Raw genomic sequence first — 24,245 nt, forward strand, 5'->3', positions numbered from 1 at the left:
ACATGTCTAATTATCCGCATCTACTTGCGCCTTTAGATCTAGGCTTTACCACATTAAAAAATAGAGTGCTGATGGGTTCTATGCACGTTGGACTGGAAGAAGTTCAAGGTGGATATGAGCGCATGGCTGCATTTTATGCAGAACGTGCTGCAGGTGGTGTAGGTTTGATTGTGACGGGTGGTATTTCACCCAATGATCATGGTGTGACATTTTTTGGCGGCTCAAAGTTAGACCATTTGGAAGAAGCAGAAAAACATAAAGTCATTACCCAAGCGGTACATGATGCAGGGGGTAAAATTGCGCTGCAAATTTTACATACCGGGCGTTACTCTTATCAGCCTCAAAACGTTGCACCTTCTGCGATTCAAGCACCCATTAACCCAACCAAGCCGCATGCATTGACCTCTGCTGAAGTTCATCAAACCATTGCAGACTTTGCCAACTGTGCAAGATTATCGCAAATTGCAGGTTATGATGGTGTCGAAATCATGGGATCAGAGGGTTATTTAATTAATGAATTCATTGCCGCCAGAACCAATCACCGTGATGATGAGTGGGGAGGGAGTTATGAAAACCGTATCCGTTTTCCGATTGAAATCGTAAAAAGAACCCGCCAGGAAGTGGGTGAAAATTTTATTATTATTTACCGTTTGTCTATGCTGGATCTGGTTGAAGGTGGTTCTACGCTTGAAGAAGTCATTCAATTGGCCAAAGAAATCGAAAAAGCAGGTGCAACCATCATCAATACAGGAATCGGTTGGCATGAAGCACGTATTCCGACCATTGCAACCAAAGTACCTCGCGCAGCATTTACTTGGGTCACCAAAAAATTGAAAGGTTCAGTCAAAGTCCCTTTAATTACATCGAATCGTATCAATACCCCTGAAATGGCAGAGCATGTGTTGGCTCAAGGGGATGCAGATATGATTTCAATGGCGCGCCCAATGTTGGCAGATTCTCATTTTGTACAGAAAGCAGAACAAGGGCGAGCAGATGAAATCAATACCTGTATTGGATGTAATCAGGCATGCCTAGATCATATATTTTCAATGAAAATTGCCACTTGTCTGGTCAATCCGCGTGCATGTTATGAAACCGAACTGATTTTTAAGCAATCCGATGCTGTTAAAAATATTGCCGTGATTGGTGCTGGACCTGCTGGTTTAAGCTTTGCAACCTATGCAGCAGATCGTGGGCATAAAGTTACAGTTTTTGAATCATCCAATCAGATTGGTGGTCAGTTCAACATTGCCAAAACCATTCCTGGCAAAGAAGAGTTTTACGAAACGCTACGTTACTTCAAACGTAAAATTGAATTACAGCCCAACATTAAGCTGGTACTCAACCATACTGCGACCTATGAGGAATTAAGCACTGCCAAATTTGATGAGATTGTCGTGGCTACAGGGGTGACACCTCGTCATTTAAATATTCAAGGCATTGATCATCCAAAAGTATTGTCCTACATCGAAGTTTTACGTGATCGTAAACCTGTTGGAAAAAAAGTCGCAATTATTGGTGCCGGCGGTATTGGTTTCGATACTGCTGAATATCTTTCACATGAAGGTGAAAGTGGCAGTTTAAATCCTCAGAAATTCTATGATGAATGGGGAATTGACACTTCTTATGCGCATGTAGGTGGTTTAAAGCAGCCGGAAGTTGAACAGTCGCCTCGTGAAATCTATTTGCTGCAACGAAAAACCAATTCTGTGGGTGCAGGTTTAGGTAAAACAACAGGATGGATTCATCGGACAGGCTTAAAACATCGCCATGTCAATATGATCCCAGGAGCGAGTTATGACAAGATTGATGATCAGGGCTTGCATATTACTGTTGGGGACAAAGTCATGGTTCTGGATGTTGATCATGTGGTGATTTGTGCCGGACAGGAATCATTCACGGCAATGTTTGATCAATTACAGGCTGATGGAAAGTCAGTACATTTGATCGGAGGTGCGAAGGAAGCGGGAGAATTGGATGCTAAACGTGCGATTCGCCAAGGTGCAGAATTAGCTGCAGTGATTTAATCCAACTTAAAAATTAGTCAAAATCCTCTCTTGATCAAGCGGTTTTTGAAACCGTTCTAGAGAGGATTATATTCAGGATGAAAAAAAATGAGTTTTACACAAACCAAATCGGCAATTCAAAAATGGCATCATATGCTTGAAAGTCGTGATATGAGTATATTAAATGAATTACTTGCGGATGAAGTGGTATTTCGCTCACCTGTGGCTTATCACCCTTATGAAGGAAAGCAAGTTGTAAATTTCATTTTAACGAATGTGATCCAAATTTTTGAGAATTTTACTTATCATCGTGAGTTTTATACGGAGAATGAACAAAGTGTTGTTCTGGAATTTTCAGCCAATGTCGGTGAGAAAAGGTTAAAAGGGATTGATATGATTCGTTTTAATGAGGATGGGAAAATCATAGATTTTGAAGTGATGATTCGACCAAAAAGCGGATTGGAGGCTTTGGCTGCTCAAATGGGGCAACGTATGGCTGCATTTATACCGCAAGCATAATAGTATAAATAAATCGAGGGGGCTTGACTCCCTTATTTTCAATATGATTGTCATCAATACCAATTGAGGTGGAAAATGTCTGTACTGCATAAGTTTACTGAGATTACCCAAGGTTTATTAGATCAAGTGACAGGTGCTGAACAGCCAAAGCTGTATTTTAATCAGCATGGAAAAATGTCTGAAATCTTAGAGAAGCTACCTCAATTACAAGATAAGTATCGTCCAACACTGTGGCTAACCAATACGCATGCACATCTTTTATATTTTGATTTAATCAAAAAGAAGACCGTTAAGCTGCAATATGATCGAATTGATCAAATCACCATGCAAGATGGGGGAATTACTGCAATCGCATGGTATGGCTATGATTTACCAAAAAATACCCCCACAATTGTGATCATGCATACCATTACTGGAACGCCAGAGAGCATGCGTGAATTGGTTAAAGATTTACATGAGTATACAGGCTGGCGAATTGCACTATGTTTACGCCGTGGGCATGCAGGTTTGCCAATGCCTGTTCCATTGATGTCAATTTTTGGTTCAACATCCGATTTAAAAGAGCAATTGGCGTATATACAGGATTTATTTCCACAGACTGAGTTATATGCAGTGGGATCATCGGCAGGCACGGGATTGTTGGTACGTTATCTGGGTGAGCAAGGTCTTGACACACCTTTTAGAGCAGCATTTGCAATGTGTCCGGGATACGATACTGAAATTGGGTTTGAAAATGTACATCCTTTTTATACCAAGGTGATGACCAAAAAACTGTTTAAAGCATTTATCACGCCTTATGCGCAAACATGGACACCAGTACATTCAGTACAAAATGTATTGAAAACAAAAACCTTACAAGAGTTTCAGAGTGAATATTTTGAAATGGCGGGTTTTTCAGATTATGACAGTTATTCAAAAGCCACCAATCCTATCTATGTTTTTGAAAATGTCAAAATTCCATTAATGATTTTGAATGCAGAAGATGATCCTGTGTGTTCAATTAAAAACTTGGAACCCTATAAAGAAACCATTCAGAATATGGAGAATGTGGTGGTGGTGACAACCAAAAAGGGGAGTCATTGCGGTTTCTATGAGGGCTTGAATACCAAATCTTGGGCTTCACGTTTAATGGCAGACTTTTTAAAACAGTATTCAGTACAGTCAGTCCGTTGAAAAACCATACTGTAAAATATCTTTTCTCTTAATCACTTAAATGAATGCGATCAATATATGGTTCGATGATCTAAAGCTTGCACTGCCACGCTTTAGATCTAAAGTTTAAATCGTTTTGCGCAGGCGATGATAACTCGCTTTTCAGAGATGAAAAGTGACAAAAATCTTTCGTTGAGCGAGGGGCACATCCTATACCCCCGTTCAACATGACGACATCCATGTCGCCTCACGATAGCACCACCTATGATTCAAAATAGTAAAATAAATGAATCCTCAAAATCTTCTAAAAGCATAAGGTTCATTGGATATGAATGATGTATCTAAAGCACTTGTATGAATAATTAGGTGGTTTTACCGTATCTTAATATTATGTTTGCTATGAAGATTATAAGTATCAAAAAACCAGTCATGAATGACTGGTTTTTTGGTTAAAACATTATTTCTGTGCAGAAAAGTTGTGTTTTAGTTTTTCAACGCAGGTGTAGCAGCAGCGATTGCAGCAGCAACTGCATCATCTTCAGATTGTGCCGTGCCAGCACTTGCTTTCGGTGCAGTCTGAGTCTTTGGCGCTGTTTGAGCAGTTTCATTTCTTACTGCTTCTGCTTTTGCAGGTTTAGCTTCTGTTGCAGCAGGTTTATTTTCAGTTGCCTGAGTCGCCTGTGTTGTTGCAAGCGCTTCATGTGTTGGCTCACGACGAATTTCTGTAGTCGTATTCGCTGTTTCAGTGCGTTCAACTTCAACATGTGCAGGAATTTCGGCTTGTTGAGTATTTTGTTCAGCGCTCGGCAAGCTTTCAAACTGAGCTGGTTCAGATGTTGCTGTTTGAGCAGTTTCAACTTTCTCTTGCTCAGTCTCTTTCGGCTCTTCTTTTTTTACACAAGCAGATACAAGTAGTGCTGTCGCAATTGCGCCACAAATTAAAAGTTTCTTATTCATAATTACTCAAAACAAAACAGATTAGAGAGATGTTACCTAGTATAACAGTAAAATGATATTTAAAAATCACCTTATCAAGTGCTAATTTTTTATTGGAAATGCTGATAGAATAGCCAATTGTTTATTGTTCTATGAATTGATGTGAATTGACTTTGCTTTCTTGGTACAAGGTAAAGTAAAATCGCACAACATTGTAGGCCAATTTAGGCTCCATTGTACGAGAAACTTGATGACCCATTTTATATTCGTAACTGGTGGTGTTGTATCATCACTAGGTAAAGGTATTTCAGCTGCTTCAGTTGCTGCACTTTTAGAAGCCCGTGGTTTAAAAGTAACCATGGTCAAAATGGATCCATACATTAATGTCGATCCTGGGACGATGAGCCCATTCCAGCACGGTGAAGTATTTGTCACAGAAGATGGTGCTGAAACTGATTTAGATTTGGGTTATTACGAACGTTTCTTACGTCGTGCCAAAATGACCAAATTGAATAACTTTACTTCTGGTCGTGTATATCAAGATGTTTTAAATAAAGAACGTCGTGGTGATTATCTCGGTGGTACAGTCCAAGTTATTCCTCATATTACGGATAATATTAAAGAACGTGTACTTCGTGCAGGCGAAGGTTATGACGTTGCTATCGTTGAAATCGGTGGTACGGTTGGTGATATTGAATCTCTCCCATTCATGGAATCTGTACGTCAGTTAATGGTTGAACTTGGTCATAAACGTACCATGTTGATGCATTTGACTTTATTACCTTATATCAAGTCTGCTGCTGAACTTAAAACCAAACCAACTCAACACTCAGTTAAAGAGTTGTTGTCAATCGGTATCCAACCTGACATTTTGATTTGCCGTACTGAGCATGATGTTGATGCGGATACTACGCGTAAAATTGCACTCTTTACCAACGTTGAAGCGCGCGCCGTTGTGGTATGTAAAGATGCACGTTCGATTTATCAAATCCCACGTACATTCTATGAGCAAAATGTTGATGATTTAATCTGTGAACGTTTTGGTTATATCAATTTGCCAGAAGCAGATCTTTCTGATTGGGATCACGTTGTAGAAGCTTTGCTTAATCCTGAATATACCATCCGTGTTGCCATGGTGGGTAAATATGTTGAATTGCCAGATGCTTATAAATCTGTCAATGAGGCACTTTTACATGCAGGTATTCAAAATCGCGTTAAAGTTCAGATTGATTATATCAATGCAGAAGAACTGGAAAGCCAGAACCCTGCTGAAATCTTAAAAGATGCTGATGCAATCTTGGTTCCAGGCGGCTTTGGCGAGCGTGGTACTGAAGGCAAAATGCAGGCCATTCAATATGCACGTGAAAACAAGGTACCATTCTTGGGTATTTGTTTAGGTATGCAATTGGCTGTGATTGAATTTGCACGCCATGTTGCAGGTATGCCAGACGCGACATCTACAGAATTTAATCGTTCAACAAAATTCCCACTGATTGGTTTAATTACTGAATGGTTAGATGAGCGTGGTGAAATTCAGCATCGTAGTACTGAGTCAAATCTTGGTGGAACCATGCGTTTGGGTGCGCAGACATCAGAGCTGGTGGAAGGTACGAAAACTCGTGAAGTCTATGCAAAAGCAGAAATTACCGAGCGCCATCGCCACCGTTATGAAATGAATGATCGTTTTATTCCTGCCATTGAACAAGCAGGCATGAAAATTTCAGGCTATTCAACTGCGCAGCATCTTGTTGAAACAGTAGAAATTTCTGACCATCCTTGGTTTATTGCTGTACAATTCCATCCGGAATTTACAAGTTCGCCACGTGATGGGCATCCATTATTTGCTAGTTTTATTGACGCCGCAAAAAAGCAGCACCAAAACAGTAAGTAAGTGTGTAAAACAAACTAGGAAGTTTAAATGTCACAATTAAAACCACAAGAAATTGTACGTTTAGGCGATATACAAATGGCAAATCACTTGCCATTTGTACTATTCGGCGGAATGAACGTACTTGAGTCGAAAGACTTGGCTTTTGAAATTGCAGAGACTTATGTCGATATTTGTACACGCTTAAATATACCCTATGTATTTAAAGCCAGTTTCGATAAAGCCAATCGCTCAAGCTTACATTCATTTCGTGGTCCAGGTTTGGAAAAGGGAATTGAATGGCTAGCCGACATTAAGAAACAGTTTAATGTGCCGATTATTACGGATGTTCATGAACCTTACCAGGCTGCACCTGTCGCTGAAGTGGCAGACATCATTCAGCTTCCTGCATTTTTAAGTCGTCAGACTGATTTGGTTGAAGCAATGGCGAAAACACAAGCCATTATCAATATCAAAAAAGCACAGTTCCTTTCTCCGCGTGAAATGAGCCATATTCTGAATAAGTGTCTAGAAGCAGGTAATGATAAGCTCATCCTGTGCGAGCGCGGTACATCATTTGGCTACAATAACTTGGTTGTTGATATGCTTGGTTTTGATACCATGAAAGAAATGAATGTTCCGGTATTTTTTGATGTTACCCATGCTTTACAAACACCAGGCGGTCGTGCAGATTCTGCGGGCGGACGCCGTGCGCAGATTACCACATTGGCGCGTGCAGGTATGGCAACAGGATTGGCCGGATTGTTCTTGGAAGCACATCCTGATCCTGAAAAAGCAAAGTGTGATGGACCTTGTGCATTGCGGATGTCTCAACTTGAGCCATTCTTAGCACAATTAAAAGAATTGGATACCTTAGTTAAAGGTTTCAAAAAGTTAGATACTCATTGATGCCCTTAAACAGCATCTTATTTTTAATCAACTGAGGAATTATTCATGAGCCAAATCGTTGACATTCGTGCACGTGAAATTTTGGACTCTCGTGGTAACCCAACCATCGAAGCAGACGTAATCCTAGACTCTGGCGTTGTTGGCCGTGCATGTGCACCATCTGGTGCTTCAACTGGTTCTCGTGAAGCTTTGGAACTTCGTGACGGTGATAAATCACGTTACTTAGGTAAAGGTGTTCGCACTGCAGTTCAAAACGTAAATGGTCAAATCAAAGACTTATTAAAAGGTCAAAACGTATTTGAACAAAAAGCGCTTGATGACAAAATGATTGCGCTTGATGGCACTGAAAATAAAGAAAAATTAGGTGCAAATGCAACTTTGGCTGTATCTTTGGCTGCTGCACGTGCTGCTGCAACTGAGAAAAAAACAGAATTGTTCCAATACATCGCAGATTTACGTGGTCAAACAACGTTGACCATGCCTGTTCCAATGATGAATATCTTGAATGGCGGTGCTCACGCAGATAACACTGTTGATATTCAAGAGTTCATGATCGAGCCTGTAGGTTTCACTTCATTTGCTGAATCTTTACGTGCCGGCGCGGAAATTTTCCATGCTTTGAAATCTGTTTTGAAAAAGCAGGGACTCAATACTGCTGTAGGTGATGAAGGTGGTTTTGCACCAAACCTACGTTCAAATGAAGAAGCGATTACAGTCATCCTTTCTGCAATTGAAACAACGGGTTATAAAGCAGGTTCTGATATCATGTTGGCGCTTGACTGTGCATCTTCTGAATTCTACAAGAATGGTCAGTATGTGCTTGCAGGAGAAGGCAATAAAGCATTTACAAGCAACCAATTTGCTGATTATTTGGCAGGTCTTGTAAAGCAATATCCAATTATCTCAATCGAAGATGGTTTGGATGAGTCTGATTGGGAAGGCTGGAGCTATTTGACGTCTATCCTCGGTGATAAAATCCAATTGGTTGGTGATGATTTATTCGTAACCAATCCGAAAATCTTACAGCGCGGTATTGATGAGAAAGTAGGTAACTCAATCTTAATCAAATACAACCAAATCGGTACTCTGTCTGAAACTTTGGATGCAATCTATCTTGCTAAAGCAAATGGCTACAGCACAGTCATTTCACATCGTTCAGGTGAAACTGAAGACTCTACGATTGCTGACTTGGCTGTAGGTACTGCTGCCGGTCAAATCAAGACAGGTTCACTTTGCCGTTCTGACCGTGTTGCAAAATATAACCAATTACTTCGTATTGAAGAGTTGACTCATGCAGCTTATCGCGGTAAAGCTGAATTCAAAGGTCTGAATTAATCTCTTTGAAATGTTAGAAGTCTTTAAAACAACTTCAAGTAAAGTGATTGCAGTACTGGCGATTTTAATCGTTGCAGTATTGCAATATCGCTTCTGGTTTGGTGAGGGAGGTCATTTTCCTCACCAGGCTTTAGTGCAGCAAATTGAACAGCAAGCTGAAGTCAATGCTGATCTAAAAGAACGTAACCGTATCCTTGCTGCTGAAGTGTATGATTTGAAAAATGGTTCCGAAGCCATAGAAGAACATGCACGCTTAGACCTCGGTCTAGTGAAGCCACATGAAACATTTGTACAAATGAGTACCATCAGTACCCATTACAAGCAGATTTATACAGATCCAAATGCAGACTTAAGAACCAATGAAGACGAAAACGAACCTGTGCCAGACCAACCGTAAAATTTGGGCAATTGTCCCTGCTGCTGGCTCAGGTCGTCGTTTTTCAAAAACACAACTCAAGCAATATCAAATAATTCAAGATAAAACCGTCTTAGAGCATACAATTGACCGTTTGAATGCATTGCCACTTGCAGGTTATGTACTTGCAATTGGTGAGCAAGACCATTATGCCAAAACCCTGGCTCTAAAAAATAAACATTTAAGTCATTTTTGTTTAGGTGGCAACGAGCGTGTTGACTCCGTATTGAATGCTTTAATGTATTTAGAACAGTTTGCGCAGGCAGATGATTTTGTATTTGTACATGATGCGGCACGTCCATGTGTGACACCTGAGTGTCTTGTTGATCTATTCAATACAGCGCTCCATTCGAATAGCAATGCGATTCTTGCGATTCCAGTAAGAGATACTTTAAAGTTTGTTGATCAGCAACAAAAAATTGTCAAAACAGTGAGCCGTGATCAATTATGGCAAGCACAAACACCTCAAATATCCACTTTTTCAATCTTAAAAACTGCCATTGAAAAAGCACTGGAAGATGGGGTCTTGATTACAGATGAGGCGAGTGCTTTAGAACACAGTAATCAGATTGTCAAAGTCGTGATGGGGCGTTCAGATAATATTAAAATTACCTATCCTGACGATTTGGAGCTGGCAAATTTAATTTTACAGTCGCAACAATCGCATTAAAAAAAACTGCGAAAATAAAAATTATTCTCAAAGGATAGATGTTCTCCTTGAATATTTATCTCTATAATTTGGCTAGATTAAGCTAGGTTTAAGATTTGCATTTATGACACCCTCGCCCCAGTATAAGTTTTTACGTCAGTCCGTTCGAGATGGTTTAAGTATTAATCAGAAAATGTCGCGGTGGGATAGATTGCACCTGGATCCTTGGCTATTGGGCTTGTTATTAATCAATATGGTTCTTGGTCTATTAATGGTCTACAGCGCTTCTTCTGAAGACATGACCATGGTGGTTCGCCAAGCTGTCAGTTTTAGTGTGGGCTTTGTTTTGCTGTTTATATGTGCACAAATCCCCCCAAAAGTTTATCAAGCGATTAGTCCGTGGTTTTATCTGTTTGCTATTTTTTTACTGATTTTGGTGTTGTTGATTGGTGATGTGCGCTTAGGTGCAAAACGTTGGCTAACCATCCCTGGAATTGGCAGCATGCAGCCCAGTGAATTTATGAAATTTGCCATGCCATTGATGATGGCATGGTATTTTTCACGTAATCCCTTGCCTCCGAAATTTAAACATATCGTGGTGGCTCTAATCATTATGGTGGTGCCATTTGGGTTGGCACTGCTACAGCCTGACCTAGCCATAGGTATTGTCATTGGTGGGGTCTTTGCCTTATTCCTCAGTGGCATGTCATGGACTTTAATCATGGGTACTTTGGCTGCTTTAGCAATGGCTTTTCCCTTGATTTGGACATTTGTGCTGCAAGCCTATCAAAAGAAAAGAATCATGACTCTATTTGATCCCGAGTCAGATGCATTGGGCGCAGGATGGAATATCATCCAGTCTAAAATTGCAATTGGTTCAGGAGGAATGACGGGTCGCGGATTCTTGGAAGGCACGCAATCCCAATTGGGGTATTTACCGGAACACCATACCGATTTTATCATGTCGACTTATGCAGAAGAATTTGGTTTTATCGGGGTATTTTTCTTATTTGCATTGTATACCGCAATGATTTTTAGATGCATGATCATCAGTTTAAACAGTTTCCATAATTATGGACGCCTTTTGGCTGGAACAATTGGCCTATCATTGTTTTTCTATGTTTTTGTGAACTCAGGAATGGTGAGTGGCATCTTACCTGTCACAGGTGATCCATTGCCATTGATGAGTTATGGTGGATCGGCTGTAATCGCATTGCTGGCAAGTTTTGGAATCGTAATGTCCATTCATACCCATCGATAAATGCCTGGGGTGGATCGATTCTACAACACTCTCTGAATCGTCATGGATGAAGAGAGTTTTTTATTGTGTTCCGATCGATCGGCAATCATGTTTGAAACTCAATGATCCGCAACGCAGTTAATCCATCGCAGAAACAATACCTCCCAAAACAATTATTGCCTCAGACAAATGCGGATGATGCTGCCTTTGAGCATATTTCATCAACAACTTTTGTGGAACTCATATTGATTAAATATAAAAAACCATAATTCAGTAGTATATGTAATCTTAATCGTTCAATACGAATTGTGTGTTGCCAAATTCTGTCTAAGTGCTACATTAAAAGAGTGACAAAAAATAGCGTATAACACATCACGATAGATTATAAGACGATAGATTCGTATAAGGTTCGGTTCAGTATGCATATCATCATTATGGGCGCAGGTGTTATTGGAACAACATCGGCTTATTATTTAAAACAAGCAGGTCATGACGTGACTGTAATTGACCGACAACCCAATGTAGCACTGGAAACAAGTTTCGCAAATGCAGGGCAGATTTCACCAGGATATGCCTCACCATGGGCTGCTCCAGGCATTCCTTTAAAAGCATTTAAATGGATGTTTCAGCCCCATTCCCCCCTTGCCATTAAACTGACAGGAGATATGTATCAGTATCAATGGATGGTTCGTATGTTGGCTGAATGCAATATCAATCGCTATCAAATCAATAAAGAACGAATGGTGCGAATTTCAGAATACAGTCGTGATTGTTTGGATGAGCTGCGTGCGGAAACGAAAATTCATTTTGATGAACGTCAGTTGGGAACCCTGCAACTGTTTCGTAAACAACAACAGTTGGATGTTGCTGGCAAAGATACAGAAGTCTTAAAGCATGAGGGTGTACCATTTGAATTATTGGATAGAGCTGGTGTGATCAAAGCTGAACCCGCTTTGGCACATGCTACAGTAGACTTTGTCGGCGGCTTGCGTTTACCCAACGATCAGACTGGCGACTGTCAAAAATTTACGACAGAGTTGGCTGAACTTGCTGCACAGCAAGGTGTAAATTTCCTTTTCAATACTGTAATTGAAAAAATTGAAAAAGATTCTGATCGGATTACAGCCATTCAACTTAAGGATGGCAGTACATTGAAAGGTGATGTCTATGTGATGGCCTTGGGTAGTTATAGCCACGAAATGTTAAAACAGTTGGATATTGATGCACCTGTATATCCATTAAAAGGCTATTCGATCACCACCAAGATTATTGATCCTGCATTATCACCGATTTCCACAATCTTAGATGAATCTTATAAGATTGCTTTAACCCGTTTTGATGACCGTATTCGAGTGGGAGGAATGGCCGAAATTAATGGTTTTGACCGCTCTTTAAAATCAAGCAGAGAAGATACCTTATTGATGGTGCTCCAGCAATTATTCCCTAACGCCAGTGATATTACAGATGCCCATTTCTGGACGGGACTAAGACCTGCAACTCCTGATGGTACGCCGATTGTCGGTAAAACCAAATATCAAAACCTATATACCAATACTGGACATGGCACATTGGGCTGGACCATGTCCTGTGGCTCTGCAAAACTGCTCTCCGATATTATTTCAGGAACGACACCACAAATTGAATATGATGACTTGAACGTGTTTAGGTATGAAAGTAGCAATGCTTAAATTGCCTGTTTTAGGCTTTGTCGCTTGCATAAGACATATGGATTTAATGCATGGCTCAAGTGCCAATAGGCAATAGATAAATCGATACTGATGAAACGGTCGGATTATATAATCTCCAAAATCACAGTATGGGCAATATTCAGCAATGTACTTATGCCGATGGACTTATTCAAAACTTAAATGAAGTGTTAAATACTATCTAAGGATTAAATTTTAGATTACAGTTGATCAACTTTACAGCCGGATCATGGGTAAAGTTGAATAAAATCAAGTGTAATCAATAAATTTAATGAGAAACTATCGAGTAGAAAATGAATGCGTTAAAAGTTTTACGTTTTGCTGTAGATGGTATTGCTGTAATCGCAAATACTCAGAATGGTCAGATTAAACATTTATTAAATGATTTTGCAGCTTATGCCTATGAATCAGAATTTGAAAGAATTATGTATTTTTCCGCGACTGATTTATATGTAGAGTTAAAACTAGATGCGTCACATGTGCAATTGCTATTCAACTCGTGGACAGGTGAGACTTATACACAATGTAATATGAGTGTTGAACTCAGTGAAGCATTGGTTTCTGAAAGTGGTGTCGCACTGATTTTAACTGAACGAGATGTTGACCAAACCCTTTGGCTTGAGCACTTATATGCTGAAAATATGGCTGAATTAAATGTGGCATTATCTAAAATTGAGCAAATAGCACAATTAAAACAAAACAGTATTCAAGCTTATATTTTACGGTTCTTGACGGACGAGGATAAACAGCAATTTTTAGCTGAGTTTGGTAAGACAGAATAATTTTTACCATTGATTACCGCAAAAGTGTATCTATTTTATTTAAAATGGCATATACATTGCTATATAAAAGGAAAGATGATTGCAGGAGAGAAGTCTCTTGTAGACTCGCCGAAGGAGCAACGACCCCGGAAACTCTCAGGCAAAAGGACTGTAATTATCGTAAAACCTCTGGAGAGAAGTCATTCTATTGAAAACAAAAAAGAAATGACTCACCGAAGGGGAAGGTAAAATCTAAATAGTTTAGATTCTTATCGAAGCTCTCAGGTACACATGACAGATGGGGCATACATTGACAATGTAATGAGAAGAATTACATTTCAAAGGAGTGTGTGTATGTGTCATGTGGTTATTATTGGTTCGGGTATTACGGGTGTTACCTCAGCTTACGAACTTGCTCAATTAGGGTATCAAGTTACTGTTATTGATAAACATCTATTTCCGGCTATGGAAACGTCTTTTGCCAATGGCGGACAATTATCTGCATGTAATGCCGAAGTATGGAATCAAAAATCTACCGTGCTCAAAGGCATCAAATGGATGGCAAAAAAAGATGCACCGTTATTGCTCAATCCTTCTTTTGACTTACATAAATATGCTTGGTTGGTGGAGTTCCTCGGTAATATCAAACACTATGAAGCCAATACCCAAGACACGGTCAGAATGGCACTTTTAGCGCGCCAAAGGCTGTTTAGCATTGCTGAACAAGAAGGCATTGATTTTGATTTAGAAAAACGTGGAATTTTACATTTCTACCATTCTGAATATGATTATAAAGTTGCAACAAGTGTCAACGCACTGTTATGCAAAGGTGGCTTAGAGCGTCATGCAGTGACCAATGAGGAAATCAAGGCCATAGAACCAAGTTTGACTGGCGAATATTACGGTGGTTTTTATTGTCCAGGCGATGCAACCGGAGATATTCATAAGTTCACAACAGGGCTGGCGAAAGCAACTGAAAAGTATGGGGTAAAATATTTATTTGGAATGGAAGTGGTCAATGTAGAGCACACGTCCAAGGGGGTAAATATTCAATACCATCCAAGTGTAGAAAATATGGAAGGACATTCGGCGACCATCGAGCAGTTAAGCGCTGATGCAGTGGTCATTTGTGGTGGCGTAGGAAGCTATCAGTTAGCCAATCAGTTAGGTGATCGAGTGAATGTTTATCCTGTAAAAGGCTATTCCATCACGGTCCAGCTCAATGATGAAAAAAGTATTAATGGTGCACCTTGGGTCAGCTTGCTCGATGAAAGTGCGAAAATTGTAACGTCTCGTTTAGGTGCGAATCGTCTACGTATTGCAGGCACAGCAGAATTTAACGGCTATAATCGTGATATTCGTTCTGACCGTATCCAGCCTTTAACGGATTGGGTCAATAAGAACTTTGATATATCAACCGAGCATTGTGTGCCATGGGCAGGTTTACGTCCAATGATGCCCAATATGATGCCTGTGGTAAAACGAGGTAAGCGTGAACGTGTATTCTATAACACGGGACATGGACATTTAGGTTGGACCTTATCTGCTGCAACTGCCGTGATGATCAGTCAGGAGGTTGCAAGTTCACATCCGATCTAGCTTTGGATCATGTTGTAGATACAAATGAATTAAATGTAAATGGCATTTTCTGGGTGATATGATCTGAATGTCAAAGTAAGAGGGGGATATGCCCCTCTTAATCTTTATTGTCTAATCAACATTTCAGACTTAAAGACGAGTAATAATATCTTTCTGTGCAAGACGAGATTTGGGTAATTTGGCGTTGAAATCGACATCACTGCGATAACCAAGCGTCATAATAACAGAAGGAATTAAGTTCTTTTCAGCTAGACCAAGTTCCTCCGTTAAAATTGCTTCGTCAAATCCACCAATTGGAGTAGCATCTATTCCTTCAATTCCTGCGGCTAAGAGCATTTGTCCAAGCGCAATAAAGGTTTGATTTTCTGACCAACGTTGAATATCACCTTTTTCGTTACGGTAATACGAGACATAACCTGTACGGCTGTCTTTTTGTCCTTGTTTGGCTTGCTCATCTTTAAAGCGACCGCTTTGATCATCTTGTTGAAGTAAACTTTCTAAGTGTTGCTCGCTGATGTCTGCTTGTGTACAGAATACGATTGTATGTGATGAATCCAATACTTTGGGTGCATTGTAGGCATATTTGCCGACAAGGGCTTTTGCAATGCGTTGTTTTGCCGCATCATGATCTGCGATAAAGAAATGCCAAGGTTGAATATTGATGGAGGAGGGGGTTAAACGCAAGATTTCAACTAAACGTTCAAATTGTGCATGCGGTATTTTCTTTGTTGCATCATAAGCCTTGGTGGTATAACGTGTTTTTGCTACAGTCAATAGATCCATGAATGTATCTCGTATATCGTAAAGTTTCGATATATTCTATGCTAAAATTCCTGAAAGTGAATCTTAAAATCGTAAATAAACATCAAAACCATAAGGGAATTGAAATATTTGTATAAATTTTAACTGGATTTTCTATTTCATCTTCAGATTTTAAAGATTTTATTTAAACCCGTGTAATGAATGGTGCACATGTCAATTGAGTTTTTTGGTGTATTTTAAATGATGCTGCTGTACAAGCCTAAGCATAAATAGCATCCATTTTTACGCGCGATCTGTGTGATCGTTGTTATTGAATTACCCATTGAATCAATCGCCATTCTGCATTTTCATTGACTTCCAAAAGCATTGCTTCAGAAGTTTTTTCTCGCCAATCACCAAGAACAATTCGAAGTTTATTTTTTACATCATGAATTGCAGGACGATGGGTATGTCCATGAATCAAGACATCTGAATTTTCTAAAGCCTGTTCTACAGCCTTTGGATTGACATCCATGATTTCGTAAGATTTGTTTTGTTGTGATTCGCGGCTTTGTTTACGAAAACCATTGGCAAGTTTCTGCCTAAAGCTGAGAGGCGTAGCTTTTAAGATTTTCAATACCAGAGGATGACGGATGACTTTCTTAAATCTTTGATAAGCAACATCATCAGTACACAATGCATCGCCATGTTCAAGACGGAACTGCGTTTGCGCAATTTTAAAATGATAAATTTCAGGAAGTAACTGGCCGTTAAACTGATCCAAGAACGCTTGACCTAAAGCAAAATCACGATTGCCAACTTGAAAGTAAATTTGATTACCTGCTTGGTTAAACGCTTGTAAATGTTGAACAACTTCATTGAGCCAAGGCGCAGTATAATCATCGCCGATCCAAGCATTAAACCAATCGCCAAGAATAAACAATTGAGTGTTTAGCGTTTTATAATGATCCAATAAATCAAAAAACCCTCGAACCAGTCGAGGGTGTTCTGGTGACAAATGTAAATCAGCGATAAACAGATAGGTCACTTTTTTTCCTATAAAATTATCCTACTCTCAGCATCTTGTGACTGGATGCCGTGTTGCTCTTTAATCAAAGTACAAAAGTAGGATTTATTTATTATTCAGCAATGATTTTTGCAGATTCGATCACTACATTTTCAAGCGGAACGTCAGCGTGGTAACCACGGTTGCCCGTACGAACACCTTTAATCGCTTCAACTACATCCATACCTTCAGTCACTTTACCAAATACTGCATAACCCCAGCCTTGTGCAGTTTTACCTGTATGGTTAAGGAAAGAGTTATTTTTTACGTTGATAAAGAATTGTGCAGAAGCAGAGTGAGGTGCTTGTGTACGAGCCATTGCAATCGTACCTTCGTCATTGCTCAAACCGTTGTCAGCTTCATTTTCAATTGAATCACGAGTTGTTTTTTCTTTAAAGTTTTCATCCATGCCACCGCCTTGGATCATAAAACCGTCAATAACACGATGGAAGATTACGCCATCATAAAAACCATCACGAACATATTCTAAAAAGTTAGCAACAGTTTTTGGTGCTTTTTCAGAGTTAAGTTCAAGAACAATACGTCCTTTGTTGGTGTTTAATTCGACTTGAGGAAAACTCATTCTATAATCTCCTAATCATGACGAAAAATGTCATGGGTTTTTGGTTGAGAGAAGCATAAGCAAACTGTAAACTACATAGCAAGTAAAAATGTGAAATTCTTTTGTTAAAAAGGATAAAATCGCATTTTCTATATTCAATTTTAACTTTTAGAAGTGATTTATCAACTATGAAGCCAAATGATGTTGTTTCAGAACTGCCGAAAAGCCCGACAAATAATGCCAGCCCTGTCGATAATGCGCAGCAAGAACAACAACCGGGCTTAGATTTCGTACGTCAGGTGATTACTGATGATCTATCAACAGGTCGTACACAACAAGTCGTGACTCGTTTTCCACCAGAGCCAAATGGTTATCTGCATATCGGTCATGTTAAAGCGATTTGCTTGAATTTCGGTATTGCAGAAGAATATGAAGGCTTATGTAACTTACGTTTTGATGACACCAATCCTGATGCTGAAGAACAAGAATATGTCGACGGAATTGCCAACGATGTAAAATGGTTGGGCTTTGAATGGAATGGTGAACCACGTTATGCATCAAGCTATTTTGACCAATTGCATGCTTGGGCAATCCAGTTAATCAAACAAGGCGATGCTTATGTAGATTTGCAAAGCCCTGAAGAAATTAGAATTAACCGTGGTAATTTCGTAGAACCAGGTAAAAACTCACCTTACCGAGATACTTCTATTGAAGAGAATCTTGTTCGTTTTGAAAAAATGAATAATGGTGAATTTGCAGAAGGTGAAGCCGTATTGCGTGCCAAAATTGATATGGCTTCTCCGAATGTGCATATGCGTGATCCAATTTTATATCGTGTACTTCATTCCGAACATCATCAAACGGGTGATAAATGGAAAATGTATCCAATGTATGACTATGCGCATCCATTGTCAGATGCAATTGAAGGCATTACCCATTCATTGTGTACATTGGAGTTTCAAGACCACCGCCCATTCTACGATTGGATTGTTGAAAAGGTCCATTCAAAGGCTGTACCACGTCAGTATGAATCAAGTCGTTTAAATGTAGACTATACGATTACTTCTAAACGTAAATTGCGCAAATTGGTTGAAGGGAATTATGTCAGCGGTTGGGATGATCCCCGTATGCCAACGGTGGTCGGTATGCGCCGCCGTGGATTTACTCCTGAAGGTCTACGTGACTTCTGTAAGCGTGTAGGGGTATCTAAAACTGATGGTATTGTGGATGTGGCAATGCTTGAATTCTGCATTCGTCAATCACTTGAAAATACAGCAGCTCGAGGGATGGCTGTATTAAATCCATTAAAAGTGACATTAACCAACTTGCCGGCAGACATGGATTTAACCCATGCACGTCATCCAAATGTAGATATGGGTGATCGTGTTATTCCATTAACTTCTGAAATTTACATCGATCGTAAAGATTTTGAAGAGGTACCCCCTAAGGGCTTTAAACGTTTGGTTCCAGAAGGTGAAGTACGTTTACGTCATGCCTATGTGATCAAGTGTGACGAAGTGATTAAAGATGAAAACGGTGAGGTTGTTGAGCTGAAATGTTCAATAGACCCAGAAACTTTAGGTAAAAATCCTGAAGGACGCAAAGTAAAAGGGGTTATTCATTGGGTTTCAGCCACTCAAGGGATTCCGGCTGAAGTCCGTATTTATGATCGTTTATTTACTGAAGCTGCACCGGATGCCGATGATGATTTCTTGAAGTTTTTAAACCCTGAATCATTAAAAACCGTACAAGCAGTGGTTGAACCCGCTTTGGCTCAAGCCAAGCCGGAAGATCGTTTCCAGTTTGAACGAGAAGGTTATTTTGTTGCAGATCAGTATGATCATACGCTTGCAAAACCTGTGTTCAACCGTATCTTGGATTTAAAAGACAGTTTTAAACCGGGCAAATAATCTTTGCATTGAGCGCTAAATCAGTTTCGACTTTAAACCTAGCTTCGGCTAGGTTTTTTGATTACGAAATTGATTGAGCAATGATATCGAATAGCGATATATTAAGCGTACAAATAATAATCAGGATAAGCCAATGTCTTCCCAATTTGATTTTGTTACGGTTCATATCAAGCCTAATGTACATTATAAAGGGCGATCAATTAGTTATGTTATCGAATGTCAAGATGGTTCAAAAAAAACATTGGGTGTGATTTTACCTACTGAGAAACCGTTGATATTTGAAACACATGTTAGCGAAAAAATCGAAATTATTTCGGGGAAATGCTTTGTAAAAAGAGAGCAAAGTGAGGAAACGGAAGTGTACCATTCAGGTGAGTTTTTTACAGTCCCTGCAAATAGCCGATTCAGTATGCAATCGACAGAAGTGGTTGATTATATTTGTCATTTGGAGTAATCCCCATTCTTGAAATATGCATCATATCGATCAGATGCTTTGACAGCCCTATATTTTGAGAAAAATTTTAGTTAATCTGCTTGAATGAATGATCGCTGTTCAATTTAATGTTTTCGTCTTTGCAGAGGACATCCATCGTCCACCTGTTAAAAAATGCATACTTTAAACGATAACTTCTTGATCAATAAAATCAAGGCGATAAATATACTGTTTGATACTATAAAGCTTTTAATTGCATGTTTTACATCTAGAGTTTAAATAGATTTGTGTAGGCAATGCCTCACTTTTCAGAACAACATCCTTGTTGGATTGAATCATCAGTGGTTAATCATTAAGGCTTTAAATTTATTAACAAAAACTTGATACTGATTCTTATCTACGTATGCTATCAGTATGCTATTGTTCATCCAATCGTTATCCCTGTAAAAGAGTAATAAGAATGAATCCAACAATAGAAACACAAATGCTGATTCGTAAACCGGTATCCGAGGTTTTCAATGCATTTATTGATCCTGAAATAACCACTAAGTTTTGGTTTAACAGTGCGACCGGTCCATTAAAAGAAGGCAAAATTGTGCAGTGGAGTTGGGATAAATATCAAGTAAAATCAAAGGTCATGGTTTTTAATATTCTTGAAAATAAATTGATTCAAATTGCCTGGGGAGAACCTAAAACATCTGTGGATTTCATTTTTGAAGCATTGGGTGCCGAGCAAACCTATGTCACTATTCGTAATTATGATATCCCATTGCAGGGTGCTGAACTGATTAAATTTATTATAGATGCGACTGGTGGATTTACAACGGTGTTGGATGGTTTAAAAGCCTATTTGGAGCATGGTTTAGTTTTGAATTTGGTTGAAGATAAATTTCCACCATTTTAACGGTGTTGGCTTGTCCATTTCACCGATCAGTGCATTAAATGAACTACTTTTTGGTTTGTTGTTCTTTTAATGATAGATAAGTTGGGAGTTTGAGTTTGGACTGAGCTCTAAGTTTCATTTTGATATATAACACCAAAGCAAAACAGGTGGTGGCAACAGTTAAAAATAAGCCGTTCATATAGGTCATGATTGAACTGATATAACCAATTGTGGTTAAACGATTCATCATTTTCACCACTTGAGGGCTACTCTCAATCCCTGTAATTGCCCAACTGCAGAGATGCTCGCAGTTATTGATAATAAGGTGATAGTTGTTTTCATGCATACGTGAGCGCATACGGCGTACGACATGGCGACCCGAAAACTTGGGTTGCTCATAAAGACGTATGCGAATGGTTTTACCATGTGAGAATTTTTCCAGAGAGGTCATTTCTATCGGACGTTTTTTAAAGAAATGTGCAAAACCAGAATAATGAATCACGCGACCTCGTCCTGCATAAATGCCATGATGGCTATAGCCAAAATGTTTGACGATTAAATGTGTTCCAATCGGGTATTTCGTTATTTGTTTTGTCTGCATATGTCACTCAGTTCAAATAAATTGTACACATGTATTTAATTGAAAGGATAGAATGATTATAGCGATGCATGATGAATTTAATAGCCCTTAAAGTGCTAATTAAGTAAAAAATTACATTTAAAATGCAAAATAACATGCATTATGAATTTAAAAATTGAAAAGATGATTCGGAATTCAAGTTTATGCGTTTGAGATATTGGATCTACAACTTTCTGACCAGTATTGGATTGAGTACTTTTCCATTTCAGCTACATGCTGAGACAACTTATATCAAAATCAGTAAAGATCAGAAAGTGATAGCAGATGTGGTGCGGATTGATGATCTGAGTAAGCTACAGTTATTCCTCAAAGACCCACAGGCTCGACCCTATAAGAAATTCGCTGCGTTACAGAAGAACCTGAAGCAATGTAAGATCAGTTTTGCTATGAATGCAGGGATGTACCATGTCAATTTTACACCTGTCGGACTGTATATTGAGCAAAACAAACAACAGGTTGAATTAAATCAACAAAAGAACAAATTTGGTAACTTCTTTATGCAACCGAATGGGGTGGTGGCATGGAATGATCATCGAGTGGTAATTCAAACCACATCCCAGTATCAGAAGTCTAAGTTTAAAGCGCGCTTTGCAACACAATCTGGTCCGATGCTGGTCATCAATGGGCAGATTAATCCAATCTTTGTAAAAGACTCAGATTCATTGAAAGTTAGGAATGGCGTGGGGGTTAAAAATAATCAGCTCTATTTTGTGATTAGTCGTGGCAAAATTAATTTTTATGAATTTGCTGATATTTTTAAAACCCAGCTCAAGACTGATCAGGCTTTATATTTAGATGGAAGCATCTCAAGCGCATACATTCCACAAGTCAAAAGAAATGATCAAATATATGATCTAGGTCCTATGTTTGTTTATACAGAAGCAGAGCAGTGCCTTTAATCATGGACTAAAAAATGGTGGAAGAATATATGGATGTGGATCAAGGCACATCCATATACTGACGCTGATTAAATTATTTAACCATGCCAATAATTGATGATTGCGCTTTACATGCTTTGATTGCATCTTCTTTTGACAATTTTTTGATTTCTTCTTCAAAAGCCTTTTTCTGTTCTTTCAGTGAATCTTCAGGAATACCGCTCTGTTTTGCTAAATCTTCCATATGTTTCCAAGATTCTTCGCATTCCTTTGGCAAGCCACCACATGCCGTTAACGCTGTTGCTAAAGCAATCATTGCTGTTAAATTTAATAATTTCATATTATTACCCTTAAATTGAAAGTTGATTTTTATTCATATTGATCATTAAAGTTTTTAGCATTCACAAATGACGATGAAATGAATTTTTTCAATAAAAAAGACTTCATTCTTCAAATATATACGCCAGAATGAAGTCTACGCTAAAAAATAAGTTTAACCAAATCGTTGTTTTTAGAAACGATAGCCGATTTTTAGACCATAACCAATGGCATTGTTATTTCGATAGTCGCCTTGTTGTGCGATTTCAGAAGCACCCGGAACAGGAATATAATATGTTCCATCCTGCGCTGTTGCATCGCCAATCCATAGATATTTAACGCCTCCAGCAATAAAGTATTGTGTAGTCGGATTGTATTGCACACCAATGCCCAATCCCCACCCACCTTTGGTTGGATTTAACACAGAAGCAGGATTACCTGTACCAGAGTCCCATGATACATCCGCTGAAGCTGCCCATTTTTCAGTAAACTGATGTCCCAGACCGAGTGTTAAATTGTATTGGTCTTTTTGATAATCGTCGAGATTGAATCCTCCCGAATACAATCCTTGACTCAGTTCAGCCGTGGCGAGCTCGGTTAAGGCGCCGAATTGGGTAGGGCGAATTTTAAAATCTTTCCAGTTTACCCAACGTGCATTTAAATACGCAATTGTGTCTCTATAAACACCAGTTTGTAAGTCTATATTGACAGATTGAGGTGTATTGATTTCAGTCGCTTTATCTTCAGTGATCGCCAGTGATTCACCAAAAATCGTTTCTTGTGCATCAATTTTGTGTTTAATTTTAGAGCGGTAGGTTACAGCGGCTTTTAAGGCAATTTCGGGAATTTGAAAAGCTGCACCTGCCACCCATCCAGCAGCACTGTCCTGTTTGAATTTTGCGTCATAACCATTGAATACACTCATGGAATTGCCGCGTAAAGATACTGATCCCTTGACCGTCTGATAAACGCCACCACCATACAAATTAAAATGTGTATTTGGCTGAAAACCCAATAGCATCGTTATATTCTGTGTATCTACATTGGCTGAAGTACCTTTCATGGAAATTTCAGTATCAGAAAAAGTATTATTGCTACGTAAAGGATATTCAATGTCCGCACCATAGGGTTGATCGTAAATCACGCCAAATGAGAATTTTGGCGCAATTTGAAGTTTCAATGCTGCATTATAGTATTGGAATGATCGTGCCATATCGCCAGTACTCAGATCATTACTACCAGCATTGACCAAATCTGGACGATTCCTGACTTTACCGGAAACATCTGGATCAACTGCGGAAATGCTGACTTCAAAATAGTTTTTGTCTTCAAGAAATGCCAGTATGGATTGTCCGGATTGATCCATTGCAGCCGCCTGTGCATAAGCTGTCGAGAATAGGGTGAGTATACTGAGAAGAAGTGGCTGTGTTTTCATGCTGTTCGTTCCTTGAATGTTTTTGTTATTACGGTCATAAAATTAAAATAAAATGGAAACCATTAAGCTATCTTAAGTCATTAGTTTCACTGATTTTATTCAAACACTTTATAGGAAGAGTGAATCATTTTTGATCATGTGAAAAAAGGGGATGAGTGACCGATTAAGGGGGGATTAACGGACAAAGTAATCATGTTTTAACGATTATTTTAATTGAATTGTTTAAAGGATTGGCTTATTCAAATCATGCTTAAGCCTTCATTTTTATAAAAAATTCACGCATAA

Annotated in this window: 23 protein-coding genes and 1 riboswitch; of the genes, 16 read left to right on the forward strand and 7 right to left on the reverse strand. The window is 39.0% G+C overall.

What is annotated here, in order from left to right:
• The first annotated feature begins 2 nt into the window (after window positions 1–2).
• The 3 genes from IMO47_RS17800 (at window position 3) to IMO47_RS17810 (ending at window position 3,698) form a co-directional block, all read left to right on the forward strand.
• Window positions 3–2,027, forward strand: coding sequence for an NADPH-dependent 2,4-dienoyl-CoA reductase (locus tag IMO47_RS17800; protein WP_196076774.1), 2,025 nt, complete (start codon window positions 3–5; stop codon window positions 2,025–2,027).
• Between the two features lie 87 nt (window positions 2,028–2,114).
• The gene (locus IMO47_RS17805; RefSeq protein WP_196076775.1) at window positions 2,115–2,525 is read left to right on the forward strand and encodes a nuclear transport factor 2 family protein; all 411 of its coding nucleotides are present in this window, start codon (window positions 2,115–2,117) and stop codon (window positions 2,523–2,525) included.
• A 75-nt stretch (window positions 2,526–2,600) separates the two neighbouring features.
• Window positions 2,601–3,698 (forward strand): alpha/beta fold hydrolase, encoded by a 1,098-nt coding sequence (locus IMO47_RS17810; RefSeq protein ID WP_196076776.1) that lies wholly within the window; start codon window positions 2,601–2,603, stop codon window positions 3,696–3,698.
• Window positions 3,699–4,160: 462 nt separating this feature from the next.
• Here the strand turns inward: IMO47_RS17810 and IMO47_RS17815 are convergent, their stop codons facing one another.
• The gene (locus IMO47_RS17815; RefSeq protein WP_196076777.1) at window positions 4,161–4,634 is read right to left on the reverse strand and encodes an internalin; all 474 of its coding nucleotides are present in this window, start codon (window positions 4,632–4,634) and stop codon (window positions 4,161–4,163) included.
• Window positions 4,635–4,863: 229 nt separating this feature from the next.
• Here IMO47_RS17815 and IMO47_RS17820 point away from each other — a divergent pair, with 229 nt between their 5' ends.
• The 9 genes from IMO47_RS17820 to IMO47_RS17860 all read left to right on the forward strand — a co-directional run bounded on the left by IMO47_RS17820 (window position 4,864) and on the right by IMO47_RS17860 (window position 15,094).
• Window positions 4,864–6,504 carry a CTP synthase gene (locus IMO47_RS17820; protein WP_196076778.1) on the forward strand — a complete coding sequence of 547 codons (1,641 nt, stop codon included), beginning with the start codon at window positions 4,864–4,866 and terminating at the stop codon, window positions 6,502–6,504.
• 27 nt (window positions 6,505–6,531) lie between these two features.
• A complete protein-coding gene (gene kdsA, locus IMO47_RS17825; protein WP_196076779.1) occupies window positions 6,532–7,389 on the forward strand; it encodes a 3-deoxy-8-phosphooctulonate synthase in 858 nt (285 codons plus the stop codon).
• A 45-nt stretch (window positions 7,390–7,434) separates the two neighbouring features.
• Window positions 7,435–8,724 (forward strand): phosphopyruvate hydratase, encoded by a 1,290-nt coding sequence (gene eno, locus IMO47_RS17830; protein WP_196076780.1) that lies wholly within the window; start codon window positions 7,435–7,437, stop codon window positions 8,722–8,724.
• Between the two features lie 10 nt (window positions 8,725–8,734).
• Entirely contained in the window at window positions 8,735–9,121 is a 387-nt protein-coding gene (ftsB, locus tag IMO47_RS17835) for a cell division protein FtsB (RefSeq protein WP_196076781.1), read from the forward strand.
• Entirely contained in the window at window positions 9,084–9,809 is a 726-nt protein-coding gene (gene ispD / locus IMO47_RS17840) for a 2-C-methyl-D-erythritol 4-phosphate cytidylyltransferase (protein ID WP_196076782.1), read from the forward strand. Before ftsB ends, ispD begins: the two co-directional genes overlap by 38 nt.
• A 103-nt stretch (window positions 9,810–9,912) precedes the next feature.
• Window positions 9,913–11,049 (forward strand): rod shape-determining protein RodA, encoded by a 1,137-nt coding sequence (rodA, locus tag IMO47_RS17845; RefSeq protein ID WP_196076783.1) that lies wholly within the window; start codon window positions 9,913–9,915, stop codon window positions 11,047–11,049.
• Between the two features lie 398 nt (window positions 11,050–11,447).
• A complete protein-coding gene (locus tag IMO47_RS17850) occupies window positions 11,448–12,716 on the forward strand; it encodes a D-amino acid dehydrogenase (protein ID WP_196076784.1) in 1,269 nt (422 codons plus the stop codon).
• A 311-nt stretch (window positions 12,717–13,027) separates the two neighbouring features.
• Window positions 13,028–13,516: a hypothetical protein gene (locus tag IMO47_RS17855; protein WP_196076785.1), complete on the forward strand. Its 489-nt coding sequence runs from the start codon at window positions 13,028–13,030 to the stop codon at window positions 13,514–13,516.
• A gap of 72 nt (window positions 13,517–13,588) precedes the next feature.
• Window positions 13,589–13,677: riboswitch (glycine riboswitch) on the forward strand.
• 172 nt (window positions 13,678–13,849) lie between these two features.
• The gene (locus IMO47_RS17860; protein ID WP_196076786.1) at window positions 13,850–15,094 is read left to right on the forward strand and encodes a D-amino acid dehydrogenase; all 1,245 of its coding nucleotides are present in this window, start codon (window positions 13,850–13,852) and stop codon (window positions 15,092–15,094) included.
• A gap of 129 nt (window positions 15,095–15,223) precedes the next feature.
• Here IMO47_RS17860 and nfsB read toward each other — a convergent pair whose 3' ends face one another.
• The 3 genes from nfsB to IMO47_RS17875 form a co-directional block, all read right to left on the reverse strand.
• On the reverse strand, window positions 15,224–15,877 hold the full coding sequence (gene nfsB / locus IMO47_RS17865; RefSeq protein WP_196076787.1) for an oxygen-insensitive NAD(P)H nitroreductase: 654 nt from the start codon (window positions 15,875–15,877) through the stop codon (window positions 15,224–15,226).
• 286 nt (window positions 15,878–16,163) lie between these two features.
• Window positions 16,164–16,883 (reverse strand): UDP-2,3-diacylglucosamine diphosphatase, encoded by a 720-nt coding sequence (locus tag IMO47_RS17870; protein ID WP_196076788.1) that lies wholly within the window; start codon window positions 16,881–16,883, stop codon window positions 16,164–16,166.
• A 91-nt stretch (window positions 16,884–16,974) separates the two neighbouring features.
• Complete coding sequence (locus IMO47_RS17875; RefSeq protein ID WP_004830577.1) at window positions 16,975–17,484, reverse strand: peptidylprolyl isomerase; 510 nt, start codon at window positions 17,482–17,484, stop codon at window positions 16,975–16,977.
• A 167-nt stretch (window positions 17,485–17,651) separates the two neighbouring features.
• Between IMO47_RS17875 and IMO47_RS17880 the strand changes: the two genes are divergently transcribed.
• The 3 genes from IMO47_RS17880 to IMO47_RS17890 all read left to right on the forward strand — a co-directional run bounded on the left by IMO47_RS17880 (window position 17,652) and on the right by IMO47_RS17890 (window position 20,710).
• The gene (locus IMO47_RS17880; RefSeq protein ID WP_196076789.1) at window positions 17,652–19,373 is read left to right on the forward strand and encodes a glutamine--tRNA ligase/YqeY domain fusion protein; all 1,722 of its coding nucleotides are present in this window, start codon (window positions 17,652–17,654) and stop codon (window positions 19,371–19,373) included.
• Window positions 19,374–19,506: 133 nt separating this feature from the next.
• Window positions 19,507–19,827, forward strand: coding sequence for a pyrimidine/purine nucleoside phosphorylase (locus IMO47_RS17885; RefSeq protein ID WP_196076790.1), 321 nt, complete (start codon window positions 19,507–19,509; stop codon window positions 19,825–19,827).
• A gap of 439 nt (window positions 19,828–20,266) precedes the next feature.
• On the forward strand, window positions 20,267–20,710 hold the full coding sequence (locus IMO47_RS17890) for an SRPBCC domain-containing protein (RefSeq protein ID WP_196076791.1): 444 nt from the start codon (window positions 20,267–20,269) through the stop codon (window positions 20,708–20,710).
• A gap of 43 nt (window positions 20,711–20,753) precedes the next feature.
• Here the strand turns inward: IMO47_RS17890 and IMO47_RS17895 are convergent, their stop codons facing one another.
• On the reverse strand, window positions 20,754–21,290 hold the full coding sequence (locus tag IMO47_RS17895; RefSeq protein ID WP_196076792.1) for a lecithin retinol acyltransferase family protein: 537 nt from the start codon (window positions 21,288–21,290) through the stop codon (window positions 20,754–20,756).
• Window positions 21,291–21,472: 182 nt separating this feature from the next.
• Here IMO47_RS17895 and IMO47_RS17900 point away from each other — a divergent pair, with 182 nt between their 5' ends.
• Complete coding sequence (locus tag IMO47_RS17900) at window positions 21,473–22,228, forward strand: phosphodiester glycosidase family protein (protein WP_196076793.1); 756 nt, start codon at window positions 21,473–21,475, stop codon at window positions 22,226–22,228.
• A gap of 73 nt (window positions 22,229–22,301) precedes the next feature.
• Here the strand turns inward: IMO47_RS17900 and IMO47_RS17905 are convergent, their stop codons facing one another.
• Together IMO47_RS17905 and IMO47_RS17910 are read right to left on the reverse strand one after the other, a co-directional pair.
• Window positions 22,302–22,547 (reverse strand): hypothetical protein, encoded by a 246-nt coding sequence (locus IMO47_RS17905; RefSeq protein ID WP_196076794.1) that lies wholly within the window; start codon window positions 22,545–22,547, stop codon window positions 22,302–22,304.
• Window positions 22,548–22,718: 171 nt separating this feature from the next.
• The gene (locus tag IMO47_RS17910) at window positions 22,719–23,960 is read right to left on the reverse strand and encodes a transporter (protein WP_196076795.1); all 1,242 of its coding nucleotides are present in this window, start codon (window positions 23,958–23,960) and stop codon (window positions 22,719–22,721) included.
• Between the last annotated feature and the right edge of the window lie 285 nt (window positions 23,961–24,245).

This window comes from Acinetobacter sp. Res13-Abat-PEC15-P4-01, assembly GCF_015676285.1.
Lineage (GTDB): Bacteria > Pseudomonadota > Gammaproteobacteria > Pseudomonadales > Moraxellaceae > Acinetobacter > Acinetobacter nematophilus.

Excerpts from the sequence above, each read along its gene's own strand:
- IMO47_RS17800 (WP_196076774.1), top strand. The coding sequence starts at position 3 with ATGTCTAATTATCCGCATCTACTTGCGCCTTTAGATCTAGGCTTTACC.
- IMO47_RS17805 (WP_196076775.1), top strand. The coding sequence starts at position 2,115 with ATGAGTTTTACACAAACCAAATCGGCAATTCAAAAATGGCATCATATG.
- IMO47_RS17810 (WP_196076776.1), top strand. The coding sequence starts at position 2,601 with ATGTCTGTACTGCATAAGTTTACTGAGATTACCCAAGGTTTATTAGAT.
- IMO47_RS17815 (WP_196076777.1), bottom strand. The coding sequence starts at position 4,634 with ATGAATAAGAAACTTTTAATTTGTGGCGCAATTGCGACAGCACTACTT.
- IMO47_RS17820 (WP_196076778.1), top strand. The coding sequence starts at position 4,864 with ATGACCCATTTTATATTCGTAACTGGTGGTGTTGTATCATCACTAGGT.
- kdsA (WP_196076779.1), top strand. The coding sequence starts at position 6,532 with ATGTCACAATTAAAACCACAAGAAATTGTACGTTTAGGCGATATACAA.
- eno (WP_196076780.1), top strand. The coding sequence starts at position 7,435 with ATGAGCCAAATCGTTGACATTCGTGCACGTGAAATTTTGGACTCTCGT.
- ftsB (WP_196076781.1), top strand. The coding sequence starts at position 8,735 with ATGTTAGAAGTCTTTAAAACAACTTCAAGTAAAGTGATTGCAGTACTG.
- ispD (WP_196076782.1), top strand. The coding sequence starts at position 9,084 with ATGAAGACGAAAACGAACCTGTGCCAGACCAACCGTAAAATTTGGGCA.
- rodA (WP_196076783.1), top strand. The coding sequence starts at position 9,913 with ATGACACCCTCGCCCCAGTATAAGTTTTTACGTCAGTCCGTTCGAGAT.
- IMO47_RS17850 (WP_196076784.1), top strand. The coding sequence starts at position 11,448 with ATGCATATCATCATTATGGGCGCAGGTGTTATTGGAACAACATCGGCT.
- IMO47_RS17855 (WP_196076785.1), top strand. The coding sequence starts at position 13,028 with ATGAATGCGTTAAAAGTTTTACGTTTTGCTGTAGATGGTATTGCTGTA.
- IMO47_RS17860 (WP_196076786.1), top strand. The coding sequence starts at position 13,850 with ATGTGTCATGTGGTTATTATTGGTTCGGGTATTACGGGTGTTACCTCA.
- nfsB (WP_196076787.1), bottom strand. The coding sequence starts at position 15,877 with ATGGATCTATTGACTGTAGCAAAAACACGTTATACCACCAAGGCTTAT.
- IMO47_RS17875 (WP_004830577.1), bottom strand. The coding sequence starts at position 17,484 with ATGAGTTTTCCTCAAGTCGAATTAAACACCAACAAAGGACGTATTGTT.
- IMO47_RS17880 (WP_196076789.1), top strand. The coding sequence starts at position 17,652 with ATGAAGCCAAATGATGTTGTTTCAGAACTGCCGAAAAGCCCGACAAAT.
- IMO47_RS17885 (WP_196076790.1), top strand. The coding sequence starts at position 19,507 with ATGTCTTCCCAATTTGATTTTGTTACGGTTCATATCAAGCCTAATGTA.
- IMO47_RS17890 (WP_196076791.1), top strand. The coding sequence starts at position 20,267 with ATGAATCCAACAATAGAAACACAAATGCTGATTCGTAAACCGGTATCC.
- IMO47_RS17895 (WP_196076792.1), bottom strand. The coding sequence starts at position 21,290 with ATGCAGACAAAACAAATAACGAAATACCCGATTGGAACACATTTAATC.
- IMO47_RS17900 (WP_196076793.1), top strand. The coding sequence starts at position 21,473 with ATGCGTTTGAGATATTGGATCTACAACTTTCTGACCAGTATTGGATTG.
- IMO47_RS17905 (WP_196076794.1), bottom strand. The coding sequence starts at position 22,547 with ATGAAATTATTAAATTTAACAGCAATGATTGCTTTAGCAACAGCGTTA.
- IMO47_RS17910 (WP_196076795.1), bottom strand. The coding sequence starts at position 23,960 with ATGAAAACACAGCCACTTCTTCTCAGTATACTCACCCTATTCTCGACA.